The organism is Quisquiliibacterium transsilvanicum, from assembly GCF_014202215.1.
GTDB classification, from domain to species: Bacteria; Pseudomonadota; Gammaproteobacteria; order Burkholderiales; family Burkholderiaceae_E; genus Quisquiliibacterium; species Quisquiliibacterium transsilvanicum.
The window spans coordinates 214,848-240,645 of record NZ_JACHGB010000001.1; the positions used below are offsets into that span (position 1 = coordinate 214,848).

General features: G+C 68.8%; 24 protein-coding genes, 1 tRNA gene and 1 pseudogene. 12 read left to right on the plus strand and 14 right to left on the minus strand.

Annotated features, from left to right (window positions below; translation table 11 throughout):
* Positions 1-36: 36 nt before the first annotated feature.
* The gene (locus HNQ70_RS00960; protein WP_183963405.1) at positions 37-759 is read left to right on the plus strand and encodes a proteasome-type protease; all 723 of its coding nucleotides are present in this window, start codon (positions 37-39) and stop codon (positions 757-759) included.
* 24 nt (positions 760-783) lie between these two features.
* Here the strand turns inward: HNQ70_RS00960 and HNQ70_RS00965 are convergent, their stop codons facing one another.
* Entirely contained in the window at positions 784-1,563 is a 780-nt protein-coding gene (locus HNQ70_RS00965) for an N-formylglutamate amidohydrolase (RefSeq protein ID WP_343060613.1), read from the minus strand.
* A gap of 250 nt (positions 1,564-1,813) precedes the next feature.
* On the opposite strand from HNQ70_RS00965, the gene HNQ70_RS00970 reads away from it, so the two are divergent.
* Positions 1,814-2,662 (plus strand): helix-turn-helix domain-containing protein, encoded by an 849-nt coding sequence (locus tag HNQ70_RS00970; protein WP_183963407.1) that lies wholly within the window; start codon positions 1,814-1,816, stop codon positions 2,660-2,662.
* Positions 2,647-2,748 (plus strand): annotated as a pseudogene (locus HNQ70_RS20565) (DUF2256 domain-containing protein); the annotation flags it as partial. The gene HNQ70_RS00970 and the pseudogene HNQ70_RS20565, both read left to right, overlap by 16 nt.
* On the opposite strand, the gene HNQ70_RS00975 reads toward HNQ70_RS20565, so the two are convergent.
* On the minus strand, positions 2,703-3,134 hold the full coding sequence (locus HNQ70_RS00975; protein ID WP_183963409.1) for a PAS domain S-box protein: 432 nt from the start codon (positions 3,132-3,134) through the stop codon (positions 2,703-2,705). The pseudogene HNQ70_RS20565 and the gene HNQ70_RS00975 overlap by 46 nt on opposite strands.
* 155 nt (positions 3,135-3,289) lie before the next feature.
* On the opposite strand from HNQ70_RS00975, the gene HNQ70_RS00980 reads away from it, so the two are divergent.
* Together HNQ70_RS00980 and HNQ70_RS00985 are read left to right on the plus strand one after the other, a co-directional pair.
* Positions 3,290-3,625: an ATPase with chaperone activity gene (locus tag HNQ70_RS00980; RefSeq protein WP_183963411.1), complete on the plus strand. Its 336-nt coding sequence runs from the start codon at positions 3,290-3,292 to the stop codon at positions 3,623-3,625.
* 48 nt (positions 3,626-3,673) lie between these two features.
* Entirely contained in the window at positions 3,674-4,873 is a 1,200-nt protein-coding gene (locus HNQ70_RS00985; RefSeq protein WP_183963413.1) for a lipase family protein, read from the plus strand.
* Between the two features lie 45 nt (positions 4,874-4,918).
* Here the strand turns inward: HNQ70_RS00985 and HNQ70_RS00990 are convergent, their stop codons facing one another.
* The 7 genes from HNQ70_RS00990 to HNQ70_RS01020 form a co-directional block, all read right to left on the minus strand.
* Complete coding sequence (locus HNQ70_RS00990; protein ID WP_343060579.1) at positions 4,919-5,065, minus strand: DUF3149 domain-containing protein; 147 nt, start codon at positions 5,063-5,065, stop codon at positions 4,919-4,921.
* A gap of 188 nt (positions 5,066-5,253) precedes the next feature.
* Positions 5,254-7,200 carry a TRAP transporter permease gene (locus HNQ70_RS00995; RefSeq protein ID WP_183963417.1) on the minus strand — a complete coding sequence of 649 codons (1,947 nt, stop codon included), beginning with the start codon at positions 7,198-7,200 and terminating at the stop codon, positions 5,254-5,256.
* Positions 7,201-7,305: 105 nt separating this feature from the next.
* Positions 7,306-8,505, minus strand: a complete 1,200-nt coding sequence (locus HNQ70_RS01000) for a TAXI family TRAP transporter solute-binding subunit (protein ID WP_221302586.1) — start codon at positions 8,503-8,505, stop codon at positions 7,306-7,308.
* Positions 8,506-8,820: 315 nt separating this feature from the next.
* Positions 8,821-10,572 carry an amidohydrolase family protein gene (locus tag HNQ70_RS01005; RefSeq protein WP_183963421.1) on the minus strand — a complete coding sequence of 584 codons (1,752 nt, stop codon included), beginning with the start codon at positions 10,570-10,572 and terminating at the stop codon, positions 8,821-8,823.
* A gap of 276 nt (positions 10,573-10,848) precedes the next feature.
* A tRNA-Asn gene (locus tag HNQ70_RS01010) sits at positions 10,849-10,924 on the minus strand.
* Positions 10,925-11,013: 89 nt separating this feature from the next.
* Entirely contained in the window at positions 11,014-12,444 is a 1,431-nt protein-coding gene (locus HNQ70_RS01015) for a DHA2 family efflux MFS transporter permease subunit (protein WP_183963423.1), read from the minus strand.
* A 52-nt stretch (positions 12,445-12,496) separates the two neighbouring features.
* A complete protein-coding gene (locus HNQ70_RS01020; RefSeq protein WP_183963425.1) occupies positions 12,497-13,705 on the minus strand; it encodes an amino acid aminotransferase in 1,209 nt (402 codons plus the stop codon).
* A 254-nt stretch (positions 13,706-13,959) separates the two neighbouring features.
* Between HNQ70_RS01020 and uvrB the strand changes: the two genes are divergently transcribed.
* Both uvrB and HNQ70_RS01030 read left to right on the plus strand, forming a co-directional pair.
* Positions 13,960-16,047 carry an excinuclease ABC subunit UvrB gene (uvrB, locus tag HNQ70_RS01025; RefSeq protein WP_183963427.1) on the plus strand — a complete coding sequence of 696 codons (2,088 nt, stop codon included), beginning with the start codon at positions 13,960-13,962 and terminating at the stop codon, positions 16,045-16,047.
* A gap of 82 nt (positions 16,048-16,129) precedes the next feature.
* Positions 16,130-16,621 carry a low molecular weight protein-tyrosine-phosphatase gene (locus HNQ70_RS01030; RefSeq protein WP_183963428.1) on the plus strand — a complete coding sequence of 164 codons (492 nt, stop codon included), beginning with the start codon at positions 16,130-16,132 and terminating at the stop codon, positions 16,619-16,621.
* Between the two features lie 115 nt (positions 16,622-16,736).
* On the opposite strand, the gene HNQ70_RS01035 is transcribed toward HNQ70_RS01030, so the two are convergent.
* On the minus strand, positions 16,737-18,155 hold the full coding sequence (locus HNQ70_RS01035; protein WP_183963429.1) for a coniferyl aldehyde dehydrogenase: 1,419 nt from the start codon (positions 18,153-18,155) through the stop codon (positions 16,737-16,739).
* Positions 18,156-18,339: 184 nt separating this feature from the next.
* On the opposite strand from HNQ70_RS01035, the gene iscR reads away from it, so the two are divergent.
* The 5 genes from iscR to HNQ70_RS01055 are packed head-to-tail and all read left to right on the plus strand — an operon-like array spanning position 18,340 to position 20,204.
* On the plus strand, positions 18,340-18,873 hold the full coding sequence (gene iscR / locus HNQ70_RS01040) for a Fe-S cluster assembly transcriptional regulator IscR (protein WP_183963430.1): 534 nt from the start codon (positions 18,340-18,342) through the stop codon (positions 18,871-18,873).
* A gap of 15 nt (positions 18,874-18,888) precedes the next feature.
* Entirely contained in the window at positions 18,889-19,212 is a 324-nt protein-coding gene (gene iscA / locus HNQ70_RS01045; protein ID WP_183963431.1) for an iron-sulfur cluster assembly protein IscA, read from the plus strand.
* 40 nt (positions 19,213-19,252) lie between these two features.
* The gene (locus tag HNQ70_RS20025) at positions 19,253-19,618 is read left to right on the plus strand and encodes a sodium-dependent bicarbonate transport family permease (protein WP_246434525.1); all 366 of its coding nucleotides are present in this window, start codon (positions 19,253-19,255) and stop codon (positions 19,616-19,618) included.
* Complete coding sequence (locus tag HNQ70_RS20030) at positions 19,501-19,881, plus strand: sodium-dependent bicarbonate transport family permease (protein WP_246434527.1); 381 nt, start codon at positions 19,501-19,503, stop codon at positions 19,879-19,881. Before HNQ70_RS20025 ends, HNQ70_RS20030 begins: the two co-directional genes overlap by 118 nt.
* Positions 19,882-19,901: 20 nt before the next feature.
* The gene (locus HNQ70_RS01055; RefSeq protein WP_183963432.1) at positions 19,902-20,204 is read left to right on the plus strand and encodes a P-II family nitrogen regulator; all 303 of its coding nucleotides are present in this window, start codon (positions 19,902-19,904) and stop codon (positions 20,202-20,204) included.
* 9 nt (positions 20,205-20,213) lie between these two features.
* On the opposite strand, the gene lysS is transcribed toward HNQ70_RS01055, so the two are convergent.
* The 4 genes from lysS to HNQ70_RS01075 form a co-directional block, all read right to left on the minus strand.
* On the minus strand, positions 20,214-21,731 hold the full coding sequence (gene lysS / locus HNQ70_RS01060; protein ID WP_183963434.1) for a lysine--tRNA ligase: 1,518 nt from the start codon (positions 21,729-21,731) through the stop codon (positions 20,214-20,216).
* A 79-nt stretch (positions 21,732-21,810) separates the two neighbouring features.
* Positions 21,811-22,915, minus strand: a protein-coding gene (prfB, locus tag HNQ70_RS01065) for a peptide chain release factor 2 (protein ID WP_183963436.1) whose coding sequence is annotated in 2 segments (ribosomal slippage) — positions 21,811-22,833 and positions 22,835-22,915 — 1,104 coding nt in all. Because the reading frame shifts where the segments join, the coding sequence is not laid out codon by codon here.
* Between the two features lie 28 nt (positions 22,916-22,943).
* Positions 22,944-24,677: a single-stranded-DNA-specific exonuclease RecJ gene (recJ, locus tag HNQ70_RS01070; protein ID WP_183963438.1), complete on the minus strand. Its 1,734-nt coding sequence runs from the start codon at positions 24,675-24,677 to the stop codon at positions 22,944-22,946.
* Entirely contained in the window at positions 24,674-25,759 is a 1,086-nt protein-coding gene (locus HNQ70_RS01075) for a hypothetical protein (RefSeq protein ID WP_183963440.1), read from the minus strand. The genes recJ and HNQ70_RS01075 overlap by 4 nt, the downstream gene beginning before the upstream one ends.
* Between the last annotated feature and the right edge of the window lie 39 nt (positions 25,760-25,798).

The following is a 25,798-nucleotide window of genomic DNA, read 5'->3' on the forward strand; positions in this document are numbered from 1 at the left end:
GGCCTGCGCCGGACCAGATTCCCTGAGGTATCCCCCATGACCTACTGCGTCGGCGTCAAGCTCGGCGAAGGACTGATCTTCGCCAGCGATTCGCGCACGCATGCGGGTGTCGACAACTACGCGAAGTTCTGCAAGATGACCGTGTTCGAGCAGCCGGGCGAGCGTGTGCTCGTGCTGCTCAGTTCCGGCGGGCTGGCCGCCACGCAGACGGTGATCAACGTGCTGCGCCAGCGCGCCACCGCCGAGCCGCACCACCTCTGGTCGGTGCCCTCGATGTTCGACGTGGCCGTCCTGGTGTCGGACGCGATGCGCGACATCGAGCGCCGCGACGGGCCTTTCCTCGAAGCGGGCGGCCTGAAGTTCAATGCGTCCTTCATCCTCGGCGGCCAGATCGCGGGCGAGGACATGCGCCTCTTCCGGCTCTATGCCGAGGGAAACTTCATCGAGGCTGGCGTGGAGACGAACTTCCTGCAGACCGGCGAGGCCAAGTACGGCAAGCCGATTCTGGACCTGGCCGTATCCTCGACCGCGACGATGGAGGACGCCACCAAGTGCGTCCTGGTGTCCTTCGATTCGACGATGCTCAGCAACCTCTCGGTCGGCATGCCGATCGACCTGCTGTGCTACGCGCGGGACAGCCTGGAGGTCACGATGAAGCGCAGGTTCGACGAAGGCGATGCCTACTTCGAAGCCTTGACTCAGCAATGGCTGAAGGGGACGCGCAGGGTGTTCCAGGAGCTGCCGCCGCTGGAGTGGTAAGCGGCTTCCTGCGTGGCCACTCGCTCATCGTGGCGAGGTTCCGGCGCAGTGATCCGAGTCGCCGAAGTTGTCGCCCGATGCGTCGAGCATGACCGTCGCCAGGGCTTCGACCAGCTGCGCCCGAAGCTCCTCCCAGGGCGCGCCGCCGCGCTCGACGAAACGCTGGTTGACCTCGAGTTCGACTCCCACGTAGCACTCGTCCGGATGGCGCCTGCGCAGCAGCGCGGTCAGCCCGTCGTCGCGGCCGCGGTACGGGTAGTTGCGCCGCACCCGCAGGTCGGGCCTGAGCCGTGCGAAGGCGGTCATCCAGTCGCGCGCAAAGGCGCGCTCGCCCGCACGCCGCGGGTCGTACAGCCAGGCGACATCGGCGCGACGCTCCTCGCCTTGCAGCGTCGGGGTGAAGCTGTGCGACGCGACGTGGATCACGCGACTGCCAGAGGCGATGCGGCGGCCGATCTCGCCTTCGACATGCTCGCGATGGGGCCGGTAGTAGCGGTCGACGATCGCGTTGCGCTCCGCGCGGGGCAGTGGTCGGGTGGCCTCTGAAAAAAGATGCGGATGGCCGATCGATCGGTTGAGGTCGACCAGCAGCCGGGACGTGGTGGCCGCGTGCAGCGGCGCGTTCAGCGCGGCGGCCAGCTGGCGCGCCAGTTGCAGCGCGCCCGGATCCCAGCCGCGATGACTCTCGAGCTGCGCCTCCAGGCCCGCGAAGAGCGGCGCATAGGGGCCGGGCACCTCGTTTCCGCCATGCTCGCAGCTGATGACGAGGAGGGGCCTGCGCGCGGCGCTCAGGGGCTCTGAAATCGGTGATCCTGCGGGTGGATTGGGGTGTGTCGATCATACCGGCGTGCCGATGATGTCGCGAAGCTGCGCGTGCGCGCAACGGAGACCGCCACCAGGGGGCGAGCACCGCGGCGGAGCTCCTCGTGGACATGACCTGTCCCCGTCATCCTCGGCCCCGAGTTCGCCGCCCGCCAATGACCCCGCAGGTAATGGCGACGGCGCCCGGCCGGCGCTAGCATCGCCTCATGAACGAATCCCGCCGCTCCGCCTCATGAACGAATCCGTCGTATGCGCAGCCGCCTTCGGTGACCAGCTTCGGCAGTGGCGCCAGCACCGCAGGCTCAGTCAGCTCGCGCTGTCGCTGGAGGCCGGAATCTCCGCGCGGCACCTCAGCTTCGTGGAGACCGGCCGCTCGCAGCCCAGCCGCGAGCTGGTGCTGCGGCTGGCCCAGCGGCTGGAAGTGCCGCTGCGCGAGCGTAACGCGATGCTGATGGCCGCGGGTTACGCCCCGATGTACCCGCAGCGTTCGCTGGACGACCCGGCGCTGTCGGTCGCGCGTGAGGCGGTGGAGCGGGTGCTCATGGCGCACGAGCCACACCCGGCGCTCGCGATCGACCGGCACTGGAACATGGTGATGGCCAACCGGATGATCGCGCCGCTGCTGGCGGGCGTGCCATCGTCGCTGCTGGTGGCGCCGGTGAACGTATTGCTGCTGAGCCTGCATCCCCAGGGGCTCGCGCCCCGCATCCTGAACCTGCCCGAGTGGCGCGCGCACCTGTTCGAGCGGCTGGGTCAGCAGATCGCGGTGACCGCCGATCCGCGGCTGCGGGACCTGCTGGCCGAGCTCGAGGCGCTGGACGCACTTGGCGGCGCACTTGGCGGCGCGCTTGCCGAGCCGCGTCCCGCCCGGCATGCGCTCGCGGTGCCGCTGCGGCTGGCCACTCCGCTGGGCGAACTCGCCCTGATCAGCACGACGACGATTTTCGGCACGCCGGTCGACGTCACCTTGTCGGAACTGGCGATCGAGTCCTTCTTCCCTGCGGACGCCGCGACCGCGCAGCGCCTGCGCGCGCTCCATGCCGGCCTGGCCGGTGAGCGCGATGCTGCCGGCGGCCGATGAGTTGGCGCAAGCGCTGGGCGCGCAACTGGGAGGAGGTGCGCTACTGCTCGGATGCCTGTCGCAGGGCAGGGCGCGCCGCCCGCTGAGCCTCTTCCCGCGCGGTGCAGTCCCGGCCCACCGCTGCCACTCCGAACACCGTGCCGTCGTCGCCGCGCAGCATCGAGAAGCTGATGTCCACGTAGAGCCTGGCGCCGCTCTTGTGCACCGCCCGGGTGGTCATCACGCGGCCTGCGTGCTTTGCGTGGCCGCTGTCCACCGCCCGCCGGAAGCCGGTGTCGTGCGCCTGCCAGAGCCGCTCCGGGACGATGGCCTCCAGCCCCCCGCCAAGCATCTCGCCCGACGAATGTCCGAACAGCGCCTCGGCGCTCGCATTCCAGATCCGCACGATTCCTTCGCGGTCGACGACGATCACCGCCTCGTTCATCTGCTCCACCACGGCGCGGTGGATGGCCGGACCATTCCAGTCGAACATGTCTTCCTCCTGCATCTTTGTGGTGCAAGTGTCCATGCACAGCGGAGAAGGAGGCGCGATGTCCCCGTCGCGGCGATGGTGTTCGGAGGCGAGGCCCCGCCGCCGCTGTCGTTCTCGCCTTGCCGCTGCTCTCGGCTCGCCCCAGAATGCCGGGCATGTCCGAGGAAAACCAGGTCGTCGTCCCCCAGTCGTTCATCGCGCTCTACGTGGAGCCCGGACGCAGCAAGCCGCGCGCCTCGCGCGCGGAGATCGCCGCCCGCTACGAGCTTTGCGAGGACCTCGCCACGATGCTCACCGAGCACGCGGCCACCCGCCGCTGGGAGCTGGGCGTGGCCGAGGACGATGTGCTCGATCGCGTCCACCAGGGGCTGCTCGGCGAGGCGTCGGGCGTCGATGCCGCGGAGGCGGAGTGGGTGATGCGCCGGCTGGCGGAGCTGCTCGACTGGCGGGATTCGCGTTTCCATCCGGGCGCCCTGCGCCCCGGGCCATAGGGTCGGCCACCACCGCGCGTCCGGGCACACATTTCCAGGGAGCCCCAAATGCAGGGATTCGTTCGTGACTGGCTGCGGCTCGCGCTCGCAGTGGTTCTCGTGGCTTTCGTCGCCGGCTGCGGAGGCGGTGGAGGAGGTGGAAGCGGGGACCCGGTGGCGGAGGAGCCGCCCGCGCTTCCCGTCGGCCCCGGGGAGCTGAAGTCGGCGGTGCAGCTGCGCACCCTCCCGGCGGCCGAGATCGCCGCTGCGCTGGCGGACCAGGGCGTGCCGCCGCAGCTGGTCGCGCCGCGCTACGACGTCGCCACCTATCGGCTGGAGCACCTGACCACCGACGCGCAGGGCAGGGAGATCCTGGCCTCGGGGCTGGTCGGAGTGCCGGTCAAGGCTGCCGGCGCGCGCAGCCCGGTGCTCGGCTGGCAGCATCCCACGCTCTTGCGCGACGCCGAGGCACCGGGCAACAACGCGGTTCCTTCGGAGCTGGCGGTGATGTTCGCCTCGCTGGGCTACGTCGTCGCGGCGCCGGACTACGTGGGCTACGGCGCCTCGCGCGGAGCGCCGCATCCCTACCTGCTGGCCGCGCCGTCGGCGGCCGCGGTCGTCGACTTCCTCACGGCAGCGGCCACCTGGCGCCGCATCAACGGCGTTGCGGACAACGGCCAGCTGTTCCTGGCGGGCTACTCGGAGGGCGCCTACGTGAGCATGGCCGCGCATCGGGCGCTGCAGGCGACGGGGTCGCCGCTGCTGGCGCAGCTGCAGGGCGTGGTGGCCGGCGGCGGGCCCTACGACGTGCACGCCGCGCTGGACGGGCTGCTGGACCTGGTGAAAGACGAGCAGCCAGTGCTGGGCGCGCTGCTGGACCCCGGGCTGCTGCGCTACCTGGGTTCGAGCCTGCGCGAGGAAGTGCGTGAGGAACTGCTCAAGCACCTGCTCCCGGACGACTCGGACGTGGTCTTCGATACCGGCTTCATCGACCGCTACCTCGCCGACGACCGGGCGGCGATCGAGCGGCTCAGCAGCGTCCACGACTGGCTGCCCGCACATCCGGTGCGCCTGTTCCACGGCCGTGACGACCGCACCGTGCCCTACCGCAGCGCGACCGGAACGCTCGAGGCGATGCGGCTGCGAGGGGCGGGCGGCCTGGTCACGCTGACCGACTGCACGGCCACGCCCTCGAGCCACCTGGGCTGCGTGCCAGAGTTCCTGGCCTTCATGCTCACCCGACTGGCCGGGGTTGCGCAGGATCTTTGAGCGCGGGCGGCAGGGCGGGCCGGACGCGGCCGGCCCCGCTGCGGCTCACTTCTTCGACGCGTTCCGCTCGTCGCGCTCCATGTTCCTGATGAAGAAGCGGATGAAGAACACCGCCATTCCGAGCATGAACAGGATGACGAACACGCTCATCAGGCCGAAGTCGGTCGAGAACAGCACATCGAAAGCGCTCACGCGATACTCCATGACGGGAAAATGGTTATCTGGAGTGTAAGTCGTGAGGAGGCTGCAGCGATAGTGCGCCGCCCGGTTTCGTCGCTTGGGGCGCGTCGAAACCGGGCGGGTGAGGGGCCAGCCGCCGCCTCAGCGAAGCGGTGGTGCCGGTCACCGGATGACCCGTTTGCAGCGGGCCCGCGCGCGGCTCACGCGGCGGCTGCGGCCCTCCTGCCGCGGTTGTCCCGCCAGACCAGCGCGATCAGTACTGCGCAGACGATGCCGGCCACGATGGTGGTCTTCAGGCCGGGGAAGCTGAAGGCGAAACCCGCAGCCACCAGCGGCAGGCGCAGCCATGGCTTCACCATTCCGACCCCGAGCAGGTAGCCCTCCAGCCCGCCCGACAGCACGGTGATGCCGATGATGATCGAGGGCAGCACGTAGATCAGCGGCGTCAGGTCGCCCTGAAGCACCAGGGCCGGCTGGAACAGGAAGAACAGCGGGACGAAGTAGATGACGATCCCCAGCCGCATCGCGGTGATCGAGGTCTGCATCGGCTTGGCGCCGGCGATGGTGGCAGCCAGGAAGGAGGCGGCCGCGACCGGTGGAGTGATCGCCGAGAGCATTGCGTAGTACAGGATGAAGAAGTGCACCGCGATGACGTTGAGCCCGCCGATTTCGATGATCGCGGGTGCCAGCGTCACCGCCAGGAAAATGTAGGCGACGATCGACAGTCCAGCCATGCCCATGACGAAGCAGGCCACCACTCCGAAGAAGATCACCAGGAAGAGGTTGCCGCCGCCGAGGCTGATAAGGCCGGAGGTGACGGAGCCGGTGACGCCGGTGATCGTGAGCGCGCTGACGACGAACGCGATCGGCAGGATGATCGCTGTCGTCTGGGTGACCAGCACGCCGATCTGCCGCACGGTTTCCACGAAGCGTCGCGGCGTCATCCGCGTCTCGGCCCGCAGGAAGGACAGTGCGATCATCAGAACGGATGCGTACCAGGGCGCGTAGTACTCCCAGCGCTTGTAGAGCAGCCCCCAGACCAGGAAGATCAGCACGAGCAGGAAGGGCCAGCCCGTCTTCAGCACGGCGAGCGCCCTGGGCAGCGTCGCGGGGTCCTCGCCCTTGAGGCCCTTGCGCGCCGCGTAGGCATCCACCTGCAGCAGCAGCCCGAAGTAGAAGAGCAGCGAGGGCAGGATGGCTGCGATCATCACGGTGGCGTAGTCGACGCCGATCGTGATCGCCATCACGAAGGCGATGGCGCCCATCACCGGCGGCATCACTACGCCTCCGGTCGACGCGCAGGCCTCGATCGCCCCGGCGTAGTGCGGCGGATAGCCGACCTTCTTCATCGTCGGGATGGTGATCGAGCCGGTGCCGGCGATGTTCGAGAAGATGCTGCCCGAAAGGCTGCCGAAGAAGGCGCTGGCCACGACGGAAACCTTGGCCGGGCCGCCGCGGTAGCGGCCGAAGCCGGCGTTGGCGAGGTTGATGAAGAAGGTGCCGGCGCCGGTGGCAAGCAGCACGCCGGCAAAGACCAGGAAGCCCAGGATGATCTCGGCCACGATCTTCGTGGTGATGCCCATCATCCCCTCGGTGCGGAAGATGTGGGCCTCGATCATCCGGTCGAAGCTGTACGGGATGCCCATCAGCAGGCCGGGCAGGTAATCGGCCACCAGCGGGTACAGGCCGAGCACGATCACGACCAGCAGGAAGGGGGTGCCGCCGCTGCGCCGGGAGAGTTCCATCATCAGCAGCCAGATCACGATCCCCAGCGGCAGGTTGAACCAGCCGGCCTGGACCATGTCCCAGGCATTGGTCGCGAAGTAGATGCTGATGGCAATCACCAGCACGGCCGCGATCAGGTCATAGAAGGGGATCTTCTTCTGTCCGGCATATGCGGGCAGCGCAATGAAGGCCGCGGCCGAGAACAGGCCGATGAAGAGCCAGTAGTACTCGCCCTCGAGCAGGCGGTCGCCACCGAGGGTGAATCCGAAGATGTACGCGAGTCCGAGCGCCAGGCCGCCGGTGCACAGGACGATGAAGACGATGCTCTGCCAGGAACCCAGCGCGCCCAGGCGCGTGGCTTCGGAGGCGGGGGTATGGTCCTCGGGCGCGGGTGCGCCGGCTGAAGTCTCGGGGGTGTTCATGGATCCGCTGCCTTTCCGATCGGGGGCGCATGGCTGCCGGACGCGTGCACTGCATGCGTCCGGCAATGCTGGGTGGCCGGCGGCCTGCGCCGGCGCAAGACAGGATCAGAGCCGGGTCTTGAAGCCCTCGAGATCCTTGGTGTGCTTGTCGTGGATCTTCATGAACGCCTCGTCGTTGAAGTCGATCTTCACGCCGGCCTTGCGGGCTTCGTCCAGCGCCGCCTTTCGCGCGCTCACCCAGCGGTCCATCTTCTCGATCGCTGCCTTGTTCCAGGCGTCGTCCTTGTCGGTCCAGGCGCCGATCTCGCGAAGGTAGCGGACGGTGCCCTCGTGGACGGGGATGGGGGTGCGGTCGAGATACCCGCGGAAGAGCTCCAGGGACATCCGCGCGGCGAGCGGATGCGTTCCCTTGTAGGCGTCAAAGGACTTGTGCATCCACTTCGCCATGTTGTAGGCGAACTCCGCGTCGGTCTCGGGCGTCACCGCGTAGATGAAGTTCGAGACCGCTCCCGGCACGTTCCGCGCCGTCGAGACCCCGAGGGCCATGGGCGCCGGAATGAGCATGGGCCGATGCACGAGGTAGCGCGCCCAGTTCTCGGTTTCGCTGGCCGGCATGGGGATCCACCGGATTCCGCCAGGCGCGCCCTCGATTTCCGAGGTCACCGAGCTGATGGGCGAGCAATAGCTGATGTCGGCCTTGCCCTCGACCACGGAACGGCAGTTCTCGGCGTAGCTGCTGGCGGGGACGAAGGTGAACTTCTTCTGGGCTTCCTCCTCGGTCATGCCGAGGTAGGCGGGCAGCGCCCTCGTCACGGTGAATACCATCGGCGGGGAAAACACTCCCTGCGTGATCCGGAAGCCGCCCTTCTTCAGGTCGTCCATCGACTTGATCTTGGAATCGCCCGAAACGACGTAGCCCCACGGGGTGTCGTTGTGATGCCAGAGCATGCGCTGCGCGGCCGGGGCGGTGGCTGCGTAGCCGCCGATCCCCTGGATCTGGAAGCGCATCTCGGCTGCGGACACCGAGGTGATCGCGATGTCCTTGCGCTCGGTGAGCCGGCGATAGCGCATCGGCTCGTTGTCCTCGGGAACGACACGGATCGTCGTGCCGACTTCCTTCTGGAGGATCGGCGCCCAGCCGTTGGTGGAGGCGAAACTGCCGGAGTTGGTGCCTGACGTGCCGATGACCAGCAGGCGGGGCCACTTGAACTCGGCGGCCTGGGCGATGCCGGCGCCGGTGGCCGCAAGCACGGCGGCTGCGGAGACGGCGGTGGCGAGGGTCTGGCGGATCGTGGGCTTCTTCACGTTTGCTCCTCCTTTGATGGTCGTCTCGCCCGGTGTGGGAGGGGGCGCGAGCGTCGTGCCGCCGGCCGGGAACCGGGGACGGCCAATGATGTGGTCTACCAAGACCGTCGCGCCTTGTAGCTGCGGTCGAGACCCTGTGCGACGGCTCAATATAGGCGGCGCCCGGACGACGTGACAAGGCGAAACGGGACGCGTTTCCTCCGGGATATCCATGAGGAGCGGGCGGGGAGGTCGGGAAAGCCCGGAGAGGGCGGGGGAGCATCGGCCGATTTCGGAACGGCCGGGGCCGCAGAGGATGGCGCGGCGTGGCAGGGCCTACCCTCGAAGCCATCCCGGACCCTGCGGGTTGCCGTTGTCGACATGAAACTTTACAAGCCGTCGAAGCGGCGCAGCATCTTCGTCGCGCGCCAGGCCGAAGCAGGCCATCGCATTGGCACCCAGCACTTTCTCCGCCGCCCCTGGGGGAGCGCTGATGCCCCGCAGCAACCCGGCAACTGCCTGGGCGTAGAGCTCCCATCCGGGAACCCTGCTCAGCATCAGCCAGTCGCTTCCGTACATCACACGGTCGGCCACCGACTCGCCGCCGGCAAGGCCAACGGCCAGAGCCCTGGTCAAACGGGACCGGGCCGCCTGCGAGCCCACGAGTTCATCCCAGTAGCCAAGGTCGCCATAGACCCGCAGGCCGCCCTGACGTCCCATCAGGTCGATGAAGCCGTCGGTCCAGTCATCGTCATTTCGCTGACGCGCGCCGCCGAAGTGGCCTGCATTCACCTTCAACCGCTCTAGCGCAGGCGCGCCGTCGAGAAGCGCGCTCCAGCCCGCCGGGCCGCCAAGGGCGTCATGCGCGAGATCTCGTCCCATCGACTCGTTCGCATGGGCCATGACGGGTGCACCGAGCTCATCGCACAGCTCGTAGAGGGTGCGAAGCTTCTTGTCCAGCTGCGCCAGATCGGGTCTTGGCTCAACCGTGTGGACTTTGAAGCCTGCATTGCCGTAGGCGAAGAACCCCATCGGCGGATAGATCTTCACGCCGACGCATCCGCGCTCCTTCAGCGCGATCTCCACCAGCCTTATCGCGGCGTCACCCTCCTTGATGTCGACCCACGGGTTGTAGGCCGCCAATGGCATCAGGAACCCGCCGGAGAGAACGGCCAACAGCTCGTGCAGGCGCAACTGGTCCTGCAGGTTCGTCGCGCGCTCGGGGCAGGCGAGCCAGTAGTTGAAGTCGACCATCGACGCAAAACATCCCGACAGTGGAAGGCCGGGCGAGTGATCGGCATATCGGCGGATGTACGTGCGCAGGTTGTGGTGCCGCGGCGAGAGCATGAAGCGCACGAACTGCAGGGCGCCGCGCATGGACGCCACCGTCGTCTCCTCGGCAGACATCCCATTGGTGGTTTGCGGCACCAGCTTGCCAGTCGCCCGCTCCCGGTAGCCGCCACCGTCCTTAAAGGCCTCGATGACCAGATCCTCGCTGAAGCGGCCGACCTGGTTGCGCAGCGCGCTGGCGCTGCGGTCTTTGGCCCGTTGGGCGGCTTCATCGAAGAGGCGGGGTATGTCGGATCCGCGCCGTAGGATTTCCCTGTAGAACTCACCGGCACGCTTGTCGCTGAGTGAATCGATTTGCTTATCCAGTTCCGCCGTGTCCTCGGCGAGGGACTTCGCGCGCTGGCCGTCCGACAGGCCGCGCTGGCACAAAGCGACGTGTTCGTCCCTGGCCGTCACGGCGGTCTTGCCCAGAGCCTCGGCCAGGGGTGCGAGTGCAATGACGAACTGCCGAAGGCGCTCGTCCTCGATGCCGTGCGCTACGGACTTCGCCAGGAAGCCCGCCACTGGCACGTCCTGCGCGTTGAAGAAGTGCGTGTGGGCGTCGAAGTTGCGCTCGGCTCCCTGCCAGGCGGCCTGCACTTCCGGTCCCGCCAGGAACGGTGCAGGTCGTGGGTTACAGCCCGATGCGATTTGCGAGGGCGGGGGAACCGTGCAACAGCCCGCAGCGGACAGCCCCGCCAACGCAGCCCCACCGAGGATCAGCGTCCGTCGCTGGCCGTCACGAGCGCGGTTCGGCATGAGCTTTCTCCGTTCGTCTCCTGGTCGTACCGCCAATTGGAGACCGCGCGGCACGCGTTGTCCATTGCCGGGACATGTTGGGCTCAGGAGTGCGCCGGCCCACGCCGTTGCCTGGCGCTCGAGCGGCCAAGAGCGGGCGCCATGACACGCTTCACGGGACCGATACTCGAGGGCCGCTGGTGGCTTGCCGGCGCCAGATCGCGAGAGTCCGCAGATGTCCGGCCCCGAAAGCAAAAAAGGCCAATTCCGAAGAATTGGCCTTTTCGCTTGATTTCTTGGCTCCCCGACCTGGGCTCGAACCAGGGACCTACGGATTAACAGTCCGGCGCTCTACCAACTGAGCTATCGGGGATCAGCTAAGCCTTGAATTCTAACAAAGCCCTTTTAGTCCGTCAAATGACGGCAGTGCGCGGGGAGGAGCGTTGCGTCATGGCGACCTTGTCATCGCTCGCCCCGCGGCCGCATCCTCCACCCCACCGCGGCCGCCACCGCGCACACCACCGCCAGTCCCAGAAAGGTCTCGTCGAAGGCCGCGATCCGCGCGAGCGGGTCGCCGGCCTCGCCGGAGAAGGCCTGGCCGTGCGCGGCCAGCCGCCAGTCGAGCGCGATGGCGCTCAGGCTCACGCCGATGGCGCCGCCCAGCTGGCGGGTGTAGCCCATGGTGCTCGAGCCCTGCGCGATGAGGTCGGAACCCAGCCCGCGCAGCGCGCCCAGGCTCAGCGAGGGCAGGATGAAGCTCATGCCGATGCGTCCCACCACCACCCAGGCCACCAGCAGCAGGTAGGGCGTGCCCAGGCCGACGGTGGCCAGCAGCAGGAAGGAGAAGGACAGCGTGGCGAGACCGCCGGCCACCATCCAGTGCTTGGGCAGCCGGTCGGCGAGCCGGCCGGTGAGCATCAGCGCGAAGGCCATGACCAGCCCTGCGGGCAGCATCACCAGACCGGCGCGCGCCGGGCCGTAGCCGAGCGCGGTCTGCAGCCACACCGGGATCAGGTAGGTGGAGCCGAAGATGCCCATGCCGTAGATCAGCGACACCAGCGCGCCGGCGGCGAAGGAGGGCGAGCGGAACAGGCGCAGCTGCATCAGCGGCGCGGCGCTGCGCCGCTCGACGAGCAGGAAGCCGGCCAGCGCCAGGACCGCAACCGCCAGCAGCCGCCAGCCCAGGCCGGCGTCGCCGCCGCGCAGCTGCGTGAGCCCGTTGAGCAGGCATAGCGTGGCTGTGGCGATCAGCAGCAGTCCGATCCAGTCGACCGGGGTGCGTTCGCCCGAGGTCAAGGTCCGCGGCAGGAAGCGCCGCGCCAGCGCGAGCCCCGCTGCGGCGAAGGGCAGCATCACGAAGAAGATCGAGCGCCAGCCGAAGGCCTCGACCAGCACGCCGCCGACGCTGGGGCCGATGGCGGGCGCGAACACCACGCCGAAGCCGTAGATGCCCATCGCGCGGCCGCGCTGGTTCTCGGCGAAGGTGCGCATGATCATGACTGCCGGGATCGGCTGCAGCACGCCGGCCGCCAGCCCCTCCACCACCCGCATCGAGATGACCAGCCAGTAGTGCTGGGCCAGGCCGCCCAGCACCGCGCCCACCGACAGCGCGATCAGCGCGCCGGAGTAGGTGCGGCGCAGGCCGAAGCGCTGCAGCAGCCAGGGGGTGAGCAGCATCGACACGGTGACCGCCACCATGAAGCCGGAGGCCACCCACTGCACCTCGGACTGGCGCAGCCCGAACTGGCGGCTGAGGTCCGGGATGGCGACGTTGACGATGGTCGACGCGAGGATCGACGCCATCGTGCCGATCATCAGCGTGAACAGCACCAGCCACTTGAAGCGCGGGCCGTGGCGCGCGCTCAGCGCCTCGAGCGAGGAGCCGTCGGCCATGCGAGCTCCTCCAGTTGGGCCGCCCAGTGTATGCGAGGGTGGCGCCGAGGAATCAGCCCTTCAGGATCGCGGCGATCGCGTTGCCGACGTAGTCGAGATTCTTGGAATTGAGCGCCGCCAGGCAGATGCGTCCGGTGCCCACCGCGTAGATGCCGTACTCGTCGCGCAGCCGGTCGACCTGGGCGGAGGTGAGTCCGGAGTAGGAGAACATTCCGCGCTGGCGGGTGACGAAGGAGAAGTCGCGGCTGACGCCGGCGGCCGCAAGCTTGTCGACCAGCCCGGTGCGCATTGCCCGGATGCGCTCGCGCATCTCGCCGAGTTCCTTCTCCCACTGCTGGCGCAGCGCGGGAGTGGTGAGCACCGCCGCGACCACCGCCGCGCCATGGGTGGGCGGGTTGGAGTAGTTGGTGCGGATCACGCGCTTGACCTGGCTGGTGACCCGGGCCGCCTCTTCCTTGCTTTCGGTGACGATGGACAGCGCGCCGACGCGCTCGCCGTACAGCGAAAAGGACTTGGAGAAGGAGCTGGACACGAAGAAGTCCAGGCCGCTGGCCCCGAAGATGCGCAGCGCCGCGGCGTCGGCTTCGATGCCGTCGCCGAAACCCTGATAGGCGCAATCGAGGAAGGCGATCAGCCCGCGCGCCTTGACCGCCTCGACGACCCGCGGCCACTGCTCGGCGGTGAGGTCGACGCCGGTGGGGTTGTGGCAGCAGGCGTGCAGCACGACGATGGAGTTCGCCGGCAGCCCGTTCAGGCAGGCCAGCATGCCGTCGAAGTTCACGCCCTGGCTGGTTGCGTCGTAGTAGGGGTAGGCGTTGACCTTGAAGCCGGCGGCCTCGAAGAGCGCGCGATGGTTTTCCCAGCTGGGGTCGCTGATCCAGACCTGGGCATCGGGTTGAAGGCGCTTGAGGAAGTCGGCGCCGATCTTCAGGCCGCCGGTGCCGCCCAGGGCCTCGAAGGTGGCGACGCGGCCGGCCGCCAGCAGCGGGGAGTCGGCGCCGAACAGCAGCTGCTGCACCGCGGTGTTGTAGCCGGGGATGCCTTCGATCGGCAGATAGCCGCGCGGTGGGGCGCTTTCCAGGCGGACCTTCTCGGCCTCGCGCACCGCTGCGAGCAGGGGGATCTTGCCGTTGTCGTCGTAGTAGACGCCGACCCCGAGGTTCACCTTGGTGGCGCGCGTGTCCGCGTTGAACGCCTCCGTCAGGCCGAGGATGGGGTCGCGGGGGGCCATCTCGACCGAGGCGAACAGGGGCTGGCTCATGTTTTTCTCTAAGTCCTGGATTCAGCGTTGAAAAAACAGAATGTTACAAGTGTCCGTGCCTATTGAATAGGCAAAGGGCTGGCTTTTTGAGGGGCGCGGGGCGATAATCCGTCTTTGCCCGGCCAGGATTGAAAACGGACCGGGGATGGGTTCTCCGTGGCTGCTCGCACATTCGTGCGAATCGCTGCTCAGCCGCTGTAACCCATACGAATCAACAGTTTAACACGCGCCTCTCGCTCCCAACCTCACGCCCAATGACCGGCCTCGTGCCCGACAGCTCGAAGTTCATCAGCTATCCCGGCAGTCCCTTCCAGCTGTACCAGCCCTTCGCCCCGGCTGGTGATCAGCCGGAGGCGATCTCGCGCCTGGTCGAGGGGGTCGAGGATGGGCTGAGCTTCCAGACGCTGCTGGGCGTCACCGGCTCGGGCAAGACCTTCACGATGGCCAACGTCATCGCCCGTACCGGGCGACCGGCGCTGGTGCTCGCGCCCAACAAGACGCTTGCGGCCCAACTGTACGCCGAAATGCGGGAGTTCTTCCCGAACAACGCGGTCGAGTACTTCGTTTCCTACTACGACTACTACCAGCCCGAGGCCTACGTACCGCAGCGCGACCTGTTCATCGAGAAAGACTCGTCGATCAACGAGCACATCGAGCAGATGCGGCTGTCGGCCACCAAGTCGCTGCTGGAGCGGCGCGACACGATCATCGTCGGCACGGTGTCCTGCATCTATGGCATCGGCAACCCGCACGATTACCACGCGATGATCCTCACGCTGCGGGTGCGCGACCGCCTGTCGCAGCGCGACGTCCTGCAGCGGCTGGTCGGCATGCAGTACAAGCGCAGCGACATGGAGTTCGCGCGCGGCAATTTCCGGGTGCGCGGCGACACCATCGACATTTTCCCCGCCGAGCACGCGGAACTCGCGGTGCGCGTGGAGCTGTTCGACGACGAGATCGAGAGCATCCAGCTGTTCGACCCGCTCACCGGCAAGGTCCGTCAGAAGGTGCCGCGCTTCACGGTCTACCCGTCGTCCCACTACGTGACGCCGCGCGCCACGGTGCTGCGCGCCATCGAGGACATCAAGGTCGAACTCGCCGAGCGCCTGAAGCACTTCTATGCCGAGGGCAAGCTGGTCGAGGCGCAGCGCCTCGAGCAGCGCACCCGCTTCGACCTCGAGATGCTCCAGGAACTCGGCTTCTGCAAGGGCATCGAGAACTACTCGCGCCACCTGTCCGGCGCGAAGGCGGGCGAGCCCCCACCCACGCTGGTCGACTACCTGCCGGCCGACGCGCTGATGATCATCGACGAGAGCCACGTCACCATCGGTCAGCTCGGCGGCATGTATCGCGGCGACCGCTCGCGCAAGGAAACCCTGGTCGACTACGGGTTCCGGCTGCCGTCGGCGCTGGACAACCGGCCGCTGAAGTTCGAGGAGTTCGAGGGCAAGGTGCGCCAGTGCGTGTTCGTCTCGGCCACGCCCGCCGCCTACGAGGCTGAGCATTCGGGCCAGGTGGTCGAGCAGGTGGTGCGTCCCACCGGCCTGATCGACCCCGACGTGCAGGTGCGCCCGGCGGTCAACCAGGTCGACGACGTGCTCTCGGAGATCAACGAGCGGGCCGCCGTGGGCGACCGGGTGCTGGTCACCACGCTCACCAAGCGCATGGCCGAGGACCTCACCGACTATCTCGGCGAGCACGGCGTGAAAGTCCGCTACCTGCACTCCGACATCGATACCGTGGAGCGTGTCGAGATCATCCGCGACCTGCGGCTCGGCGTGTTCGACGTGCTGGTGGGCATCAACCTGCTGCGTGAAGGCCTGGACATTCCGGAGGTGTCGCTGGTGGCGATCCTGGATGCGGACAAGGAAGGGTTCCTGCGCTCGGAGCGCAGCCTGATCCAGACGATCGGGCGCGCCGCGCGCAACCTGAACGGCAAGGCCATTCTTTACGCGGACCGAATCACCGATTCAATGCGCCGGGCCATCGACGAGACCGAGCGCCGACGCGTCAAGCAGGTGGCGCACAACACCGCCCACGGCATCGTGCCCCGCGGGGTGCGCAAGCAGGTGCGCGAGCTCATCGATGGCGTGTACGACCCGCAGCAGGTGCGCGACGATCTCGCCGCCGAGCGCGAGCAGGCGCGCTACGAGGTGCTCGGCGAGAAGGGCGCGGCGAAGGAACTCAAGCGGCTCGAGAAGCAGATGCTCGAGCATGCCCGCAACCTCGAGTTCGAGAAGGCGGCGCGGGTGCGCGACCAGCTCGCGGTCCTGAAACAACAGATTTTTGGAGCAAGCGGCAATGCGAACGTCCTGGCGTTCGTGGCTGATCGCGCGGCTTAGGGGGCTCCCTTTGCGCGCACCAAGGAAATTCACATCATCGTCGGATATTGAAATGGCAAAACGAGAACCGATCTCCCTGGCTATGAATACGCGAGTTCTGTTCGTCTGCATGGGCAACATCTGCCGTTCGCCGATGGCGGAGGGCGTGTTCCGGCACCTGATCCGTCAGGCCGGACTCGACGAGGTCGTCAAGGTGGCCTCGGCGGGAACGCACGCCTTCCACGTGGGCGAAGCGCCCGACAAGCGGGCCCAGGCCGTCGCCTCCAAGCGCGGCTTCGACATCTCCGACCTGCGCGCCGCCCGGGTCAAGGAGAAGGATTTCGACGACTTCGACATGATCCTGGCGATGGACTGGGACAATCTGTCGCTGCTGCAGCAGATGGCCCCGAAGCGCAATCACCACAAGCTTCAGCTGCTGATGCGCTTCGCCACCGAGCACGAGTCGGCGACCATCCCGGATCCCTACTACGGCAACGCCCAGGGCTTCGAGCAGGTGCTCGACTACATCGAGGATGCCTGCACCGGCCTGCTCGAAGTGGCCAAGCGGCGCGCCACGCAGGTTGCCGCTGCGTGACCCGGCCCGCTGCATCGCAGCGGGCCGGGTCACGCCCGGACGCACTGCGTTCGGGAGCGGCAACCTGCGTGAGCGGCCGGGCCGGGGCGGCGTCCGCCGTCCCGGTCCTCCTTCCCTACAGGCGTTTCATCAGCGCCAGCATCTTGTGCACCAGCGGCCGGTAGGGCGGCATGAAGAGGTGCATGCCGTTCAGCCTTGACTGCCTGAACACCGGCGTCATCTTGCTGAAGGTCTCGAACCCCCACTTCCCGTGGTAGTGCCCCATCCCTGAGGCGCCGACGCCGCCGAAGGGGAGTTCGTCCTGCGCGAAGTGCACGAGCGTCTCGTTGATGCAGGCGCCTCCAACGTGGGTCTGGCGCAGCGCGTGGTCGGCGCGGCTGGAGTCGTTGTCGAACCAGTAGAGCGCCAGCGGGTGCGGCATGCCGTTGACGAAGGCCAGCGCCTGCGCCGGATCGTCGTAGGGGATCACCGGCAGCAGCGGGCCGAAGATCTCGTCGCGCATCACTGTGAGCGACGGGTCCGGCGCCACCAGCAGCACGGGGCCCATCCGGTGCGCGGCGTCGTCGCGCGCGGGGCCGCCGAAACCGTCCACCCGGCGCACGCCTGCTGCTGCGGCTTCCTCGAGCCAGCTCACCAGCCGGCCGTACTGGCGCTGGTCGATGATGCTGCAGTAGTCGCCGTCGGCGAGTCCGGTGGGGTACATCCGGGCGGCCTGCGCGCGCGCGGCCTGCACGAAGTCCTCGAGCCGGTCGCGCGGCACCAGCACGTAGTCCGGTGCGATGCAGGTCTGGCCGGCGTTGACCAGCTTGCCGGACATGATCCGGGCGGCGGCCTTGTCCACGTCGTAGCCAGGGGCGATCACTGCTGGCGACTTGCCGCCCAGCTCGAGCGTCACCGGGGTGAGGTTGGCGCTCGCCGCGGCCATCACGCGGCGGCCGACCGAGGTGGAGCCGGTGAACACCAGGTGGTCGAAGGGCAGGGACGAGAAGGCGGCGGCGACCTCGGGGCCGCCGGTGATCACCGTGACCTCGTCCGGGCGGAAGTGGTCGGCCACCAGCCGTTGGAACAGCGCCGAGAAGGCCGGCGAGTACTCGGAGAGCTTGATCATCGCGCGATCGCCGGCGACCAGCGCGCCGGCCAGCGGGCCGATCGTCAGGCCGAGCGGGTAGTTCCACGGAACGATGATGCCGACCACGCCGACCGGGCGCGGCATCACATGCGCCCGGGCCGGCAGGAACCACTTCGAAACCCAGACGCCGCGGGTACGCATCCAGCGCGGGCCGTGGCGCAGCGCGGTGCGGATCTCGGAGAGGCTGGGGAAGACCTCGGCGATCTGGGTCTCCAGCCGCGGGCGGCCGCCGAAGTCGGCGTCGATCGCCTCCTCGATGGCGGTCTCGTTCTCCACGATCAGCCGTCGCAACCGCTCCAGCCGGTCGCGCCGCGCCGGCCAGTCGGGGAAGGGAGCCGCGCGGTGCGCATCGCGCATTGTTGCGAGAGCTGTGTTCAGGTCGAGCGAGCCGTCGTGCGGGGTCATGGCGGATCCTGGAGGGGCAGGCGAGCCGGGCAATCGCCGACCGTGCAGCAAGCTTATCCGCTCGGGCTGGAGGGGAGGCTCCAATCGCGGCGACCCTCTGCCGGAGGCGTCCATGAAACCTGACTAATTTGGTCCTATTAGGGTATACTTGATCGCCTTAGTCAAGCTCTCCGGGAGGTGCGACATGCGTCTGACGACCAAGGGCAGGTTTGCCGTCACCGCGATGATCGACCTGGCCATGCGGCAGCATCATGGCCCGGTGACGCTGGCCGGCATCAGCCAGCGCCAGAAGATCTCTCTTTCCTACCTCGAGCAGCTGTTCGGCAAGCTGCGCCGGCACGACCTCGTGGAGAGCACGCGCGGCCCGGGCGGCGGCTACACGCTCGCGCGGCCGGCCCGCGAGATCACCGTGGCGGACGTCATCTTCGCGGTGGACGAGCCGATCGACGCCACCCAGTGCGGCGGCAAGGCCAACTGCGACGACGATCGCGAGTGCATGACCCATGAGCTCTGGACCAACCTCAACCGCAAGATGATCGAGTATCTGGATTCGGTCTCGCTTGCCGACCTGGTCGAGCAGCAGCGCGGCCGCGAGGCCAAGAGCGCTCCGGCCAAGCCGGTGTCGGTGCTGCGCGAGCACCGCGCGGCGCTCGAGTTCCCGACTTCCACGCTGCAGCCGATCCGCACGGACGGCACGCGCGCACCCTCTGCGTCCTGAAGGAGAACACCCGAAATGGCGATCACCCTCACTGAAAGCGCTGCACGGCACATCGCGCGCTCGCTCGAGAAGCGCGGGGCCGGCGTCGGCCTGCGCCTGGGCGTCAAGACCACCGGCTGCTCGGGAATGGCCTACAAGATCGAGTTCGCCGACAGCGTCGGCGACACCGACCTCCAGTTCGAGACCAACGGCGTGCGCGTGCTGGTCGACCCGGAGAGCCTCTCCTACCTCGACGGCACGGAGCTCGATTTCGTGCGCGAGGGCCTGAACGAGGGCTTCCGCTTCAACAATCCGAACGTGAAGGCCGCCTGCGGCTGCGGCGAGTCCTTCACCGTCTAGGATCGCGCCCGAAGGACGGCAGGGAGCCTGAGCAGCGCAGATGCTCGATCCGGTCGTCCTGTTCTTCCTGCTCGGCGTGGTGGCGCGCCTGGCGCGCTCCGACCTGCGCCTGCCGGAGCCGCTCTACGAGACGCTGTCCATCTACCTGCTGCTGGCGATCGGCCTGAAGGGCGGGATCGAGCTCGCCCGCCAGCCGCTGGCCGAGGTGCTGCCGCTTGCGGGCACTGCCATCCTGCTGTCCGCGGCCATCCCCTTCCTGCTGTTTCCGCTGCTGCGCGGCTCGCCCCGATGCAGCCGCTGTTCGGTGACCTGTTCAAGGGCGTGCTGGCGCTGTTCCTGCTGGAGATGGGGCTGGTGGCCGGCAGCCGCCTGCCGGAGCTGCGGCGCGCCGGAATCTTCCTGGTGATCTTCGGGGTGCTGGCGCCGCTCGGGCTGGCGGCGCTGGGAATGGCGGCCGGCACGGCACTGGGGCTGTCGGCCGGAGGCAAGGTGGTGCTGGCGGCGCTGTGCGCCAGCGCCTCCTGCATCGCGGCGCCGACCGCGATGCGGATCGCGGTGCCGGAGGCCAATCCGGCGCTGTCCATCGGCGCCTCGCTGGGCGTCACGTTTCCATTTGACGTCATCGTTGGCATCCCGCTGTACATCGCGGCGGCGCGCTGGCTCGGCTGAAGCGCGCCAAGGGAGGATCGATGCAGAAACATCCGCGCAAGCTGCTCGTCGTCATCACCGAAGCGGCGATCGAGCGCGCGCTGATCGCGGACCTGCGCCGCCTTGGCGCGCTGGGCTACACGGTCAACGAGGTGCGCGGCGGCGGCTCCAGCGGCGAACGCTCGGGGGAGTGGGAAGCCGAGCGCTCTGTGAAGTTCCAGGTGGTCTGCACCGAGGAGGCGGCCGAGCGGATCGCCGCACATCTGCTGCAGGCCTACGGGCCGCATTACCGGATCGTGCTGTACCTCGCGGACGTCGAGGTGTTCCGCGGCGAGAAGTTCTGAGGCTGAACTTCAGCTCTCGTTCTTGAGCGCCGGGAACAGGATGACGTCGCGGATGTTGGCGCTGTCGGTGACCAGCATCACGAGCCGGTCGATGCCGATGCCGCAGCCGCCAGTGGGCGGCATGCCGTGCTCCAGCGCGCGGATGAAGTCGGCGTCGTAGTACATCGCCTCTTCGTCGCCAGCCTCCTTGGCCTCCACCTGGCTGCGGAAGCGCGCCGCCTGGTCCTCGGCGTCGTTCAGCTCCGAGAAGCCGTTGGCGATCTCGCGGCCGGTGATGAAGAGCTCGAAGCGCTCGGTGATGCCGGGGCGGGTGTCCGACTCGCGGGCCAGCGGAGACACTTCCACCGGGTAGTCGACGATGAAGGTGGGCTCCCACAGCTTGCTCTCGGCCACCTCCTCGAACAGCGCGAGCTGCAGCGCGCCCACGCCGGCGTTGCGGTGGCGCACGTCGTTCACGTCCACGCCCAGGCGCGCGAGTTCGGTGCGCAGGAAGGCAGCATCCTCCAGCTGCGCAGCCGTGTAGCCGGGCGCGTGCTCGAGGATGGCCTGCGCGATGGTCAGCCGCGCGAAGGGCTCGGACAGGTCAAGCGGCCGGTCCTGGTAGCTGAGCTTCGCAGTGCCGGCGGCGGCGATCGCTGCGTCGCGGATCACGTTCTCGGTGAAGTCCATCAGCCACCGGTAGTCCGTGTAGGCCGCGTAGAACTCCATCATCGTGAACTCGGGGTTGTGGCGCGGGCTGATGCCTTCGTTGCGGAAGTTGCGGTTGATCTCGAAGACCCGCTCGAAGCCGCCGACGATCAGCCGCTTCAGGTAGAGCTCGGGCGCGATGCGCAGGAACATCTGCTGGTCGAGCGCGTTGTGGTGGGTCACGAAGGGCTTGGCCGCCGCGCCGCCGGGGATCGGGTGCAGCATCGGGGTCTCGACCTCGAGGAAGCCGTGGCCGGTCATGAAGGAGCGGATCGCCGAGACGATGCGGCTGCGCTTGACGAAGGTCTGGCGCGTGCCTTCGGTGACGATCAGGTCGACGTAGCGCTGGCGGTAGCGCGCCTCCTGGTCGGCCAGCCCGTGGAACTTGTCGGGCAGCGGGCGCAGCGCCTTGGCCAGCAGCCGCACGCCGGAGCAGCGCACCGAGAGTTCGCCCTTCATCGTCTTGAAGAGCGTGCCTTCGGCGGCGACGATGTCGCCGAGGTCCCAGTGCTTGAAGGCCTCGTGCGTCTCGGCGCCCACGCCGGCGTCGTTCAGCCAGAGCTGCATGCGGCCAGTGGCGTCCTGGATGGTGGCGAAGCTGGCCTTGCCCTGCACCCGCTTGAGCATCATCCGGCCGGCGAGCGACACCCGCACCGCCGCCGCCTCGAGTTCCTCGCGCGACAGCCCGTCGTGCAGCCGGACCAGGTCCTGGGCGCGGTCGGCGGGAACGAAGTCGTTCGGGAAGGCGACGCCAAGCTCGCGCTGGCGGGCGAGCTTGGCGCGGCGCTCGGCGATGATCTGGTTCTCGTCGAGTGGAATCGGTGCGGTGTCGTCGGTCATGGCCTGCTTTCTGGACGTGGCCGGCGGGACGAGCCCGCGGGCGCGGTCGGCGGTGGTGCGCCGAGGCGGTCGAGCCGCCTCAGATTCCCTGCTTGAGGCTCGCCGAGATGAACTCGTCGAGGTCGCCGTCGAGCACGGACTTGGTGTTGCTGATCTCGACGTTGGTGCGCAGATCCTTGATCCGCGAGTTGTCGAGCACGTAGGAGCGGATCTGGTGGCCCCAGCCGATGTCTGCCTTGCCCGCCTCGATCTTGTCTTGCTCGGCGCGGCGCTTGCGCATCTCGTGGTCGTACAGACGCGCGCGCAGCATCTTCATTGCCGCATCGCGGTTGTTGTGCTGCGAGCGGTCGTTCTGGCACTGCACGACGATGCCGGTCGGGTTGTGCGTGATCCGCACCGCCGATTCGGTCTTGTTGACGTGCTGGCCACCCGCGCCCGAGGCGCGGTAGACGTCGATGCGCAGGTCGGCGGGATTGATGTCGATCTCGAAGGAGTCGTCCACTTCCGGGTAGACGAACACCGAGGCGAACGAGGTGTGGCGCCCGCCGCTGGAGTCGAAGGGCGACTTGCGCACCAGCCGGTGGATGCCGGTTTCGGTGCGCAGGAATCCGTAGGCGTACTCGCCTTCGACCTTGAACGTTGCGCCCTTGATGCCGGCGACCTCGGCCTCGGATTCTTCGAGCAGTTCGGTCTTGAAGCCCTTGCGCTCGCAGTAGCGCAGGTACTGGCGCAGCAGCATGCCGGCCCAGTCCTGGGCCTCGGTGCCGCCGGCGCCGGCCTGGATCTCGATGAAGCAGTTGCTGGGGTCGGCCGGGTTGGAGAACATCCGGCGGAACTCGAGGTCCTCGACCTTACGTTCCACCTCGGCGACGTCGGTCTCCACTGCCACCAGCGTGTCCGCGTCGTCCTCGTCGCTGGCCATCGCGAAGAGGTCGGCGGCATCCTTGAGCGCGGCGTCGATGGAGTCCAGGTTCAGGACCACGTCCTCGAGCATCTTCTTCTCGCGGCCGAGGTCCTGCGCATGCTTGGGGTCGTTCCAGATGTCCGGGGCTTCGAGCTCCCGGTCGACTTCGATCAGGCGGTTCTTCTTTTCATCGTAGTCAAAGATACCCCCGTAGATCGAGGGCCCGCGCGCGCAGTCCGTCGATCAGGGTTTCGAGCTGATTCAGGCGTTCTGCTTCCATGGCGCTGCCCCCTCGGGAAAACCGGAAATTATAGCGGAGCGGGGGTTTGTGCGTCATCGGCCGGCTCGGCGGCCTCCACCACCAGCTGCAGCTCCGCCACCCCGCGGTAGTCGTTGCGTTCCAGCCGGTAGGCGATGCGCGCACGCCGGGGCAGGGGGTCGGTGCGGCCGAAGGCGATCGCGTCGATGCGCCGGCCCGCCAGGCGCAGGTCGAGCTTCAGGTGCCGGTCCTTGACCAGGCGCTGGCCAGCCACCTCGACGACGTCCGAGAAAAGCGGCGCCGGGAAGCCCTGGCCCCAGACGCCGCGGTCGATCGCCTCGGCGAGTTCCAGCCCGAGCTCTGCAGGGGCCAGCGGCCCGTCGGTGAGCAGGCTGCGCTCGAAGCAGGCCGGATCCGCGCTCTCGAGGATGGCCTGCTCGAAGGCTTCGGCGAAGGCTGCGAGGGCGCCGGCGGGCAGCGACAGGCCGGCCGCCATTGCGTGGCCGCCGAAGCGCGGGATCATGTCCGGATGGCGCTTGCTGACCAGGTCGAGGGTGTCGCGCAGGTGCACGCCGGGAATCGAGCGGCCCGAGCCGCGCAGCATTCCCGGCTCGCCCGAAGCCGGCGCGAACGCGACCGTGGGCCGATGGTGGATCTCCTTGAGGCGGGAGGCGACCAGCCCGACCACCCCCTCGTGCCAGCCGTCGCGGCAGACCACCAGGGTGCGCTGCAGAGGCGGCGGGGCGCCCACGTCGGCGATCGCCTGCTCGCGCATGTCCGACTCGATGCCGCGCCGCTCGCGGTTGATCGCGTCCAGCCTGGCGGCCAGCGCGGCGGCGCGCTCGGGGTCGTCGGCCAGCAGGCATTCGATGCCGATGGTGATGTCCTCCAGGCGGCCCGCTGCGTTGATCCTGGGCCCGATGGCGAAGCCGAGGTCGCCGCAGCCCGCGGTGCGGGTGGCGCGGCCGGCGGCCTGGAACAGCGCGAGCAGGCCGGGGCAGGCCTGTCCTGCGCGGATCCGCCGCAGTCCCGCGCCGACCAGCAGCCGGTTGTTGCGGTCGAGCCGGACCAGGTCGGCCACCGTGCCCAGCGCAACGAGGTCGAGCAGCGCCTGCAGCGGCGGTTCGGCGCCGGCGGCGAAGCGGCTCATGCCGCGCAGCCGGGCGCGCAGCGCGAGCAGCACGTAGAACATCACGCCCACGCCGGCCAGGTGCTTGCTGGCGAAGCCGCAGTCGGCGCGGTTGGGGTCGACGATCGCAGCTGCATCCGGCAGGCGCTCGCCCGGCAGGTGGTGGTCGGTGACCAGCACCTCGATGCCCAGCTCGCGCGCCCGGGCCACGCCCTCGACGCTGGCGATGCCGTTGTCGACGGTGACGATCAGCGCCGGGCGGCCGAGCCGCGGGTGGGCGCAGGCCAGCTCGACGATCGCCGGGCCGAGCCCGTAGCCATGCTCGAAGCGGTTGGGCACCAGGTAGTCGACCCGCGCGCCCATCATGCGCAGCCCGCGCACCGCCACTGCGCAGGCGGTGGCGCCGTCGCAGTCGTAGTCCGCCACGATGAGGATCGGGCGGCCGGCGTCGATCGCCTCGGCGAGCAGCCGTGCGGCGAGCTCGATGTCGCGCAGGCCGTCGGGGGCCAGAAGTCCGCGCAGGTCGGGGTCCAGTAGCGCACTGTCGTCGACGCCGCGCGCGGCGTACAGACGGGCGAGCACCGGATGGACGCCGGCGCGCTCGAGCGCGCTGCGCGCCGCCTCTGGCACCGGCCTTGCGACGATCTCGCTCATTGCAGCAGCGTCGCGGCCGCGTCGAAGCGCCGCAGCAGCTTCCAGCGGTCGGCGCGCGCGAGCACGAGTTCGACGCAGCGGCGCTCGGCGCTCGCCACCAGGCGGATCCGTTCGAATCCGCCGGCGGCCGGCGCGTCGAGCACCGTCGGCAGCCAGCGCTCGAAGCGCAGCCAGGCCTCGCGCCAGTCGTGGGCGTCGCCAAGGCGCCGGGGCTGGCGCCAGAAGCCCGGGTCGAGGAGGACGTCGCGCCCGTCTGATGCGCCGGCCAGGTCGATGCTGGTGCCGAAGGCAGGCAGCGGGCAGTGCTCGCCGCCGCTGGCGAGGGCCAGGCCGGCGATCGCGTCGTCGTCGGTGACGGCGACCAGCGGTGCGGCCGGCAGCGGCTGGCGGACGCAGCCGTCGAGCCAGAGCGCGTTGATCGGCGGCAGGCCGCGCTCGGCCCGCGCCAGGTTCGCGGGGTGTTCATGCCAGGCCATCTGGATCTCGGTGAACACGCGGCGCCAGGCGCGCGCCCGCTCGCCGCGGGGCAGGTGGCCGTCGATGCTGCGGCCCACGGCCATGGTCCAGGCGTGCGTGTCCAGCTGCCAGTCGGCGTTGCCCGACAGGAACCAGCGCTCGGGGCGGGCCAGCTCCAGGCCGAAGCCGGCATCCGCCAGGCAGGGGCGCGCAGCCTCGGCGAGCGCGGCCGCCTCGGCCGCCGACAGATCGAGCGCGGTGGGGTCGGCGAGGACGATCTGGTGGCGCCCCACCTCGACGTGCACCGGCGTCGCGCGCCAGCGCGGCGCAGGCAGTCCGTGCGCCGCAGCCGCCCAGGCGGCCACCGCGTCGCACGGCGCCACGCCGAAGCGCGCGCGCAGCCAGCCTTCGTCCGGCAGTTCGCGGGGCAGGGGGCTCGCGTCGGTCGACTCGGTGGCGATCCGCGCGCGCCTGAAGGTCCGCGCGAGGACGCCCCCGGCGAGCTCGCGTGCGAGGGCCTGGCCCTCCCGCGCGAAGGGGTCGGAGGAGGCAGCCGCGGCGGGGTCGCGGCCCGGTTCGGCGGGGTCTGTCGCGGCCCCCGCGCAGAGGAGGATGAGTTCGGGCACGGCGCGATTCTAGTCCAGCACCGGGCCCTGCCAACTGTG